11 protein-coding genes are annotated in these 7,564 nt (G+C 43.7%); all 11 read left to right on the forward strand.

Features of this window, described 5'->3' with window-relative positions:
• The first annotated feature begins 82 nt into the window (after nt 1-82).
• Nucleotides 83-748 (forward strand): phage baseplate protein, encoded by a 666-nt coding sequence (locus tag B4K20_RS01110; RefSeq protein ID WP_289281570.1) that lies wholly within the window; start codon nt 83-85, stop codon nt 746-748.
• Nucleotides 745-1,038, forward strand: a complete 294-nt coding sequence (locus B4K20_RS01115; protein ID WP_289281571.1) for a phage baseplate plug family protein — start codon at nt 745-747, stop codon at nt 1,036-1,038. The genes B4K20_RS01110 and B4K20_RS01115 overlap by 4 nt, the downstream gene beginning before the upstream one ends.
• A complete protein-coding gene (locus tag B4K20_RS01120) occupies nt 1,038-2,453 on the forward strand; it encodes a transglycosylase SLT domain-containing protein (RefSeq protein WP_289281572.1) in 1,416 nt (471 codons plus the stop codon). The genes B4K20_RS01115 and B4K20_RS01120 overlap by 1 nt, the downstream gene beginning before the upstream one ends.
• Entirely contained in the window at nt 2,450-3,130 is a 681-nt protein-coding gene (locus B4K20_RS01125; RefSeq protein WP_289281573.1) for a Gp138 family membrane-puncturing spike protein, read from the forward strand. The genes B4K20_RS01120 and B4K20_RS01125 overlap by 4 nt, the downstream gene beginning before the upstream one ends.
• Nucleotides 3,127-3,495 carry a hypothetical protein gene (locus B4K20_RS01130; protein WP_289281574.1) on the forward strand — a complete coding sequence of 123 codons (369 nt, stop codon included), beginning with the start codon at nt 3,127-3,129 and terminating at the stop codon, nt 3,493-3,495. Before B4K20_RS01125 ends, B4K20_RS01130 begins: the two co-directional genes overlap by 4 nt.
• A complete protein-coding gene (locus tag B4K20_RS01135) occupies nt 3,467-4,687 on the forward strand; it encodes a baseplate J/gp47 family protein (protein WP_289281575.1) in 1,221 nt (406 codons plus the stop codon). The genes B4K20_RS01130 and B4K20_RS01135 overlap by 29 nt, the downstream gene beginning before the upstream one ends.
• A complete protein-coding gene (locus B4K20_RS01140; protein WP_289281576.1) occupies nt 4,687-5,337 on the forward strand; it encodes a DUF2612 domain-containing protein in 651 nt (216 codons plus the stop codon). Before B4K20_RS01135 ends, B4K20_RS01140 begins: the two co-directional genes overlap by 1 nt.
• Nucleotides 5,337-6,335 carry a hypothetical protein gene (locus B4K20_RS01145; RefSeq protein WP_289281577.1) on the forward strand — a complete coding sequence of 333 codons (999 nt, stop codon included), beginning with the start codon at nt 5,337-5,339 and terminating at the stop codon, nt 6,333-6,335. The genes B4K20_RS01140 and B4K20_RS01145 overlap by 1 nt, the downstream gene beginning before the upstream one ends.
• Nucleotides 6,335-6,679 carry a hypothetical protein gene (locus B4K20_RS01150; RefSeq protein ID WP_289281578.1) on the forward strand — a complete coding sequence of 115 codons (345 nt, stop codon included), beginning with the start codon at nt 6,335-6,337 and terminating at the stop codon, nt 6,677-6,679. The genes B4K20_RS01145 and B4K20_RS01150 overlap by 1 nt, the downstream gene beginning before the upstream one ends.
• Nucleotides 6,680-7,011: 332 nt before the next feature.
• On the forward strand, nt 7,012-7,281 hold the full coding sequence (locus B4K20_RS01155) for a hypothetical protein (protein WP_289281579.1): 270 nt from the start codon (nt 7,012-7,014) through the stop codon (nt 7,279-7,281).
• A gap of 63 nt (nt 7,282-7,344) precedes the next feature.
• Nucleotides 7,345-7,564 (forward strand): hypothetical protein (locus B4K20_RS01160; protein WP_289281580.1); only part of this gene is annotated, 220 nt, incomplete at its 3' end.

Below are 7,564 nucleotides of genomic sequence, written 5' to 3' on the forward strand. Positions count from 1 at the left end.
GATTGAGTCAAAAGTAACTAATGTTATTGAAAGACGTGAGCAGGCCACTATCGACGACATGCAATCAACCACGGTCAGATAAATGAGTGTCATTAATTTACTATTTCGGCAGTCACCTAAGCTTGCCGGGTATGAGTTTGATGCTGTTTTAGAAGACACCATTGATGCGAGTATTCAGCTGACACGCTATCCGGTTGAGTCTGGGGCGATGGTTAACGATCACCGAATCATTAACCCGATTAAGTATTACCTGACAGGTGCTGTTAGTAATAACCCTATCAAGCCGATTCTGACTGATTTTGTCGGACTAGCTACAGAGATTGATAGTAACAACCCGTATATTGCGACCATTGCTGGTTTATCTATCGGATTCCTGTCTGGTTCCAATGAGACAAGAGCGTCAAGTGCGCTGCAATTCCTCATTGATTTGATGGTAGTCGGCCTGCCTTTTGATGTAGATACCGTCGATGCAAATCTGGCTAACATGGTGATTACCAGAATTAGCCGGACAAGCAATGCACAGAATGAAAACGGCTTAATCTTTATTGCTGAACTGCAAGAACTGATTACGCTTGATAGATTGCCAGATATTCTGCAACCTTCACAAGTGCAACTTCCCGATGGTGATCCATGTAAAAGCGCGGCGGCGGCTGATGTGAAAAGTGGTCAGCGTGTAGGTTCTGATCCATCAGCAGCGCAAACCACAGCCATTGAACAAGTGCTGCAATATGGCGGGGTGGATATATGATCACCATTCCATTACTGGCCGGCTCAGAAAACGCGCATCAGCAGTTTTCAATGCAGCTTGGTAACAACTACATCGATTTTGTTATTAACTACGTGTCATACCTAGATTTACCTGCATGGACAGTTGATTTATACCGTGATGGCACGCCGCTTGTTTACGGTGCAATGCTTGAGCCGAACGCCAATATTATCGAAGGCTATCAGCTTGGTATTGGTTCACTCGTATTTATCGGTGAAGAGGTCACGCTAGATAATTTAGGTATCGACAACGCTCTAATCTGGACACCGTAATGGCTCAATACTTAAGACGGTGGCAACTTGACATTGACGGTGTTGAGTTTGCAAAGGGTGGTAGCGATAGACAGTTAAGAATTGTTTTTGACGTGATTGTGTCACCTCAAAACACACAGTCATTTGCAGATATCAGGCTGTATAACTTAGCTAAAAGCAATGTGATAAGTAAAGATTCTACCATCACGCTAAGAGCTGGTTTTGAAAACAGTGTTGACCAGATTTTTAGCGGAATCATCACTAACGTACTGCCAGAAAGGGAAGGCGCAAGTACAGCAACAAGAATGCTTTGCAAGTCAGGTTCACCAGCTAATGATAGAGGCTCTGCCAATGCATCATACGGCGCAGGCACAAAGGTTGTTGATGTATTAAAAGACCTGGCCAACTCATGGCCTAGACGCCTTGAGCTTGACGAAACGCAGTTTAATGACAACCCGGTATTTATCAGTGGGTTTATTGCTGATGGTGATATACCCAAGATATTAAACGATCTCGGTTACCAGTTTAATTTTACATGGGTCAATGAGCGCGGAACGCTGGTTATTACCAGGAAAGGCAAAACGCGTAGCACGCCGATATTTGAGGTGAATCAGTACACGGGCATGATTGGCATGCCTGAAGTTAATCGTGGTCCTGATGGCCTTGGTGTCAATGTGAATATGCGGATTAACCCATATATTCGTACAACCAGCCGTATTAACGTTAAGTCAGAGTTCAGTACCTTTAATACGGGCAATATCTTTATTCAACCTTTATCTGGTGACTCGTCGGCAAATGGACTCTATAACGTGCTGGCTATGTCTTACTCAGGTGATAGTCATGGTGATACATGGGACTTGACGATTGACGCTATTAGGCCGGGACAGGCAGCAACACAGACAGCACCAAACATTGATGCTCAGCAATCAACTGGCTCATTAGTTTGGGGCGCGAAAGTATCAAAAGAATTTAGGGCTAAGGTTCGAGAAATTGCTAATAACCTTGGTATGAATGCTGACTGGATCATGTCAGTCATTGCGTTTGAAACGGGTAACTCGTTTGACCCATCGGCGTTTAATAAGTCAGGTGCTACAGGTTTAATTCAGTTCATTCCGTCAACAGCACGCTATTTAGGCACCAGTACAGCAGCCTTATCCAGAATGACAGCGGTACAGCAGCTTGATTATGTTGAACGCTACTATGAGGACTATGCAAGCCGCATTAGAAATATAGGTGATGCTTATATGGCTGTGTTGTGGCCTGCTGGAATTAATCGTGCTGATTCATACGTGCTTTGGCAAAAGGTCGGCAAGTACGCGAGAGAATACGCCCAAAACGCCGGGCTTGATAAAAACGATGATGACACGATTACTCGCGGCGAAGCAGTTGAGCGAGTCAATGACAGCTATAAACAAGGGCTTAAATATCTACGATGAGTAATTCACCTAACACGAATAGCTCATCTGGAATGATTGAGTCCGCCTTTAGAGAATTAATGAAGGGCGTTTATACCTGCGTACCTGGGTATGTTATTTCTTTGATTGATTCAGGCAGTAAGCAGCGTGCACAAATACAAGTAGGTATTGAGCGTGTTGACGTAAATGGTGCTTCGTTTGCACTAAAGCCAATTATTGATGTGCCAGTGCATTTCCCTGGCGGCGATTACTGCATTGAATACGAGATCAATAAAGGCTGTGAAGGGCTGATCATGTTCTCTCAGCGCTGTACCGATGGCTGGAAAAACACAGGTGGTATTGCACAAAACCCAATAGGGCGTATGCATGACTTACAAGATGCCTTTTTTATTCCTGGGTTTCGCAGTGATGGCAATGTGCTTGCTGATTTGCAGAATAACGGTATCAGGCTGAGAAACAAATCAGGCAGTCAGTACGCATGGTTAAAAAACGATGACAGCATTGAGATTGAAAACGGTCTAGGACATATACGCATGGCGGCTGATGGAACAGTCACTATTAATAATGTTGTGATCACACCTGAAGGCCTTATCACTACACCTGAAAACATTGTGTGGGGTAGCGGTTCTATCAGTGGTGAAGATCATGTTCACTCAGGCGTTGATCCAGGTGCAGGAAACTCGGGGCCACCAGTATGACGGTAAGAGCATTAGATGAAAACGGCGATATCGTCACGTATGGCGATATTTTTATATCCGGAAGAGAAGAGATTGCACAAACCTGCGTGACACGGTTAAAGCTGTTCTTGGGTGAGTATTTCCGTGATGTAACAGACGGCACGCCATGGTTTCAGCAGATACTTGGCAAATTCGGAAACTTGAATAATGTCGAGTCACTACTGAGAAACAGGATTGCACGAACACCTGGCGTGGTAAGGCTTCTATCTTTCAATCTTGATTATGACCTGCAAAAAAGAACCATAACTGTATCAAGTTATGTGCTAACAAAATTCGGCGAAACAGAGGTTTTATACAATGGCACAGTTGACAGCTCAGGGTTATAAGTTAAAAACTCAGAACGAGTGGTACGATGAAGAGCGTCAACTTTATTTAGATATTGATGCTGATTGGAACCTCGATCCATCAACGCCAGATGGTTTAAAAATGGCTCATGATGCAGAGGTGTTCTCTGCACTCGATGAAACACTGCAACAAGCCTACAACTCGAAAGACCCAAACAAAGCGCGTGGTAAAGAGTTAGATATTGTCTCTGCACTGACATTCACCACTCGATCACTGGGTACACCTTCAGACGTTGAGCTGTTATTCAGTGGCAATCCAGGCGCAACGGTTTTGTCCGGTGCCATTATTGAATCAGAAACAACGGGTTCAAGATGGGTGATTGATCAGGCTTATACCTTGGATGGTTCAGGGCAGGCCACCGCTACAGCAACCTGTACCGTTATCGGTCAGACTCAAGCTGATGCTGGAACGTTGACTAAAATAATTACTACCATGTCAGGGGTGGTGAGCGTTACCAATCCTTCACCAGCAACACCAGGCACAACAAAAGAAAGAGACGCATCTCTACGACTAAAGCGTAAAGCTTCAGTGGCTAGACCTGGATCAAATCAGGTTGGTTCAACATATGGAGAGCTTTACTCGGTAGAAGGTGTAAGGCGCGTTAGGGTTTACGAAAACTTTACTGGTTCTGCAACTGTTGATCCGGTTTTTAATCCACACGGTTTACCTGCACATTCAATGGCCGTCATCGTAGATGGTGGTGATGATTATGATGTCGCTTATGCTATTTATTTAAAGAAAAACCCTGGACCACAATTAGTTGATGTTGGTGATGATGTAACTGTCATCGTCACGGACGAAGAATATCTAACAAACACACAGCCAATTCTTTTCAATCGACCAACTTATGTCGATATGGTGATCGCAATTGAGCTGACTGATGACAATGACGAATTACCGGAAGACATTGAAAACCTAATACAAGAAGCCTTTCTTGAGTTTGCTAACGGGTCAATGACTTCTCCCTCATGCGGGTTTAGAAATAGAGGTTTTGAAATAGGCGAGTCAGTGCCTTATAGCAGTCTTTATACACCAATAAATCATGTTATTGAGCCTTACGGCAACGCCTATGTATCGGCGCTTACAGTTAATGGCGCAACAACCAATCAGGCGATTGCATATAACGAGCTAAGCCGTTGGACTGAATCAAACATCACCGTGACGATTGCCTAATGAATCTGCCAGATAGGATTTACAGTCAGTATCGGACTAAGCCGAAGCTAGTCGATTGGATGAATATTGCCCGTAAACTAGGCGGTGATATAGAAGCTGCGGCTGAAGCGGTTAGGTATTCATACGATATTGATACGGCGGCAGGTGAACAGCTTGACATCATTGCAAGAATCGTCGTTATTGACCGTGGGTTTATTGCCAACATTCCGCTTGATCAAGTAAGGGCTGACGCAGTTGAATCAACGCAAGCAAGGGCTGGTGATGGTTCAAGAGCATCAGCCAAAACCGCTGCATCTGATTCTACTATGTCAGATGGTCTACTTCGCATTGCAATTAAAGCCAAAATAGCGAAAAACAATGGTGATGCAACCATCCGAAGCATATTAAAACAGATGATGATCATAGCTCCAAATATCGAATACATCTCTGTTTTCGATAATCAGGATATGACATTCGGTATTGAGTTTTCTGGTGATATCGACCCACTAACAAGATGGGCACTTTTTAATTCAGACTTAATTCAAAGGCCGCAAGGCGTTCAATTTTTAGGTATCACAGAAAAATCAGATTTTTATAGGGCTGCCCCAACTGCTGATGCAGTAAGAGCTGGGCAAGAAGATATCAGAGCAAGAAGATATAGGGGCGAATAATGACAATAAATGTCAAAACAACATATCCAGACAATGCTGATGCTGCATCTTTAGATTATATAACAGGCAGCTTCAGGAATGACTCAACGCCATCATCTGAGGATGGTACACCTTTAGAAGTGGCATGGATGAATGACTTTTTAGGTAGTCGTGATGCTATTTTAGCCGAAGGTGGCGTGACACCGAGCGGAGTTCCAGATACTGCGCAAGAATCAGATGTTTTGGATGCTTTAAAGCAGATCATTGCTGACAATACACCTGATCAATCAACTCCGATTGTGTCCGGATTAGTCGTTACAAATAATGTTACAGATTTAGAACATGACATTGATATTAGTGCTGGTAGGTATGGTTCAAATATCCTAGCAGCAGGTATGACAAAGCGACTGGACGCTACATTTTCCGCAGGAACAGGTAACGGTGGCATGGTTGGAACCCTTCCAGCGTCAGGGGTTGTATATATATTTTTCATTAGAAAAGATTCAGACGGTTCGCTAGATGTCTATGCTGAGACTACGAATGGAGCAACACCTCCTAGCGGTTGGTCGATTATAAAATGCATAGCGATTAGACCAACTGACGCAGATGGAAACCTGATAAACGTTAGCGTTATCGGTAATGGAAGCATGCTTTCCATATCACCAGTTGCTCTAGTTGCTGATATTTCAGCAACAAATCCTAGTACAACAAGAACGCTTTACCCTGTATCTGGTGTCTTAAGCTGCCCTCCAAATGTGAGAGCTAAGCTGCTTGTTTCGTATGAGTCACTTCCATCTGGTCAGGCTACAGCAGTTCTTATAACAAGTGTAAATCAATCAGATGTCGACCCAGATATAACCACCATGCATACGCTTAGCGCGTCATCACAATCTACCCGTTCAGCTGCCGAAATAGATGTTTACATCGGATCCTCAAGACAAATATATGCGAGAAGAACTGCAGAAAATGGGCAGAACCTAAAAGTCATTGTCACGGGCTGGATTGAGGATAGAAGCTAATGTTTGTTCATAGACTGAACGGTGAGATTATTGGTTCAGGGGCAAATCCACAAACAGATAGAGCGCCTGAGATTGCTGATGAGAATAACGCCGCATGGATGATTTTTAAAAAAAAATTAGATAATCATTCAACGCTATCAAAGTTAAAAGCCATCGACTATTTCATCGATACGAACCAGTTCGATGCTTTCATGGCTTTCATTGAAGCTGACAAGAAGCGCGAACAAAGATGGAACGCTGCTCAAAATCTGGGTATTGACGATCCAATGATGGATGACTATTGCAGTGAGTTTAATGTGTCAGACCAACAACTTCAGGGTTTATTCAATGCGCTCAATACTTAGCAAGATTAGGTCTTTTGCCAGTGTTCGCTTTTTCAATGCATTGACTCTAGTGAGCCAAGCCGCGAACGGATTACTTTTAGGCGGCAATCCTGACGAGTCCATAAGTGCCAGATGCTTCCGTCAAGGAAAGCTAGACGCAGATGCAGGATGGTATAGAGCAATGAAAATGGTTGATACCTTGTTCTGGCTTTTTCAAAAAGACCACTGCCATAAAGCATGGCTCACTGATTATAACCATGCACTAAAAATAGTCCGTCAATACTAACCGAAACAACTACCCGAAACACAGACCGCGAAAGCGGTTTTTTTACGTCTATTAGATGGAGATAAGAATGTCTACCTCAATTACATATGAAGTAATACCCGCTGATGGTTGGGTAGAAATATCCGCGGCTGACGGTCTTGAAGGTCTAGTTTGCAATGACGGAGATACCTGCCGTTATGCAGAGACAGCATCAACAGAGCCCGGCGAAACTATCAAGGGAACAGTATTAAAACGCTCAGAAGAATTCCCAAAGCTTTCAACTAAAAAAGCATGGATTAAATGTGACATTGGTAAGGCTGCAATTACATTTACTGAGTGGGAAGCTCCAGCAGCATAAATCCAATGACCAACCAAAACCAAGACCGCCTAAAGGCGGTTTTTTTATGCCTGGAGAAAATGCATGCTGAATAAAAAGGTGCTTGCTGCGATTATTAGTTTGAGGATGCGTGGCGGCTCAAGTGTGGTGGGTGAAGGCACGCTAATCTCTCAACCAGCAGACTATCGCGGTATAGCCAATACTGAGGCACAAAACTTAGGTTCTGTGGTTGCAGGCTTTGAGGTTGTGCCTACTGTAGACATTCTTCCTAAGCATTTAGTAGTTAAGATTGTTCCAGGCAACC

The organism is Methylophaga sp. UBA5088 (genome assembly GCF_002414625.1).
Classification (GTDB): Bacteria; Pseudomonadota; Gammaproteobacteria; order Nitrosococcales; family Methylophagaceae; genus Methylophaga; species Methylophaga marina.